Below are 871 nucleotides of genomic sequence, written 5' to 3'. Positions count from 1 at the left end.
GGACATGAACGGCATTCTGCAGCAGATCACGCAATGGTCGCAGTGGCAGAATGCAGGCGGTCTCGTCCCTTATGATGCAGCTTTCTCGGCAGCGATCGGCGGCTATCCCAAGAGCGCGTTGCTGGCCGGCGCGGCGACCGGCGTCGTTTGGCTGAGCACGGCCGACGACAATACGTCCGACCCTGATACGGCCGGCGCGAATTGGGTCAACATCGGAGCCGCATCCGCGCCCATCATGGTCGGTACCGACGCGGGCTCGGCCAATGTCTGCACCGCCACGGTCCTGCCGGCGCCGAGCGCTTATGTCGACGGCCAGATCTTCGTCGTCCAGAAGGCCGCCTTCGACAACAACGGCGCCATGACGGGCAACATTGACGGGCTGGGCACCCATCCTATCGTCAACATGGACGGGACCGCGCTGACGGCAAAGCAATGGCCGGCGAGTGCCACCGGCATCCTGGAGTTCAACAACGCGACGACGTCATTCCGACTGCTCAACCCGGCTGTGACCGTGGCGGCCAACGCGGGCCTTGCCGCGACCGATCAGCAGGTCCTTTCGCTGAGCATCACGAGTTTGCCGGCACCCACTGGCGCACTCTCCTTGAACGACAGCCTTCCACTGCATGTGGTGTCGGACGGTGCGGACCGCGAGGTCACGCTAGCGGCGCTTGCCACAATTCTCCCTGGCGCGATGAAGGCCATGCGCGTCATGACAGCGAGCGGAACCTACACGCCGACGGCTGGCGCCAAGAGCATGCTCGTCTTTGTCACGGGCGCAGGCGGCGCAGGCGGAGGCAATGCCACGGCAAACGGCTTCACTGGCGGCGGCGGAAGCGCGGGCGGAACGGCGGTCTATTTCGGTGCCGTCTCT

1 pseudogene is annotated in these 871 nt (G+C 65.2%); it reads left to right on the top strand.

The annotated features are described in order from the left end of the window. Positions 1-118: 118 nt before the first annotated feature. A pseudogene (locus EOA28_RS39385) lies at positions 119-871 on the top strand (hypothetical protein); the annotation flags it as partial.

The sequence above is a fragment of the Mesorhizobium sp. M2A.F.Ca.ET.067.02.1.1 genome (genome assembly GCF_004023285.1).
Lineage (GTDB): Bacteria > Pseudomonadota > Alphaproteobacteria > Rhizobiales > Rhizobiaceae > Mesorhizobium.
The sequence above is the reverse complement of the archived record's forward strand: the minus strand, read 5'-3'. Positions and strand labels throughout refer to the sequence as shown.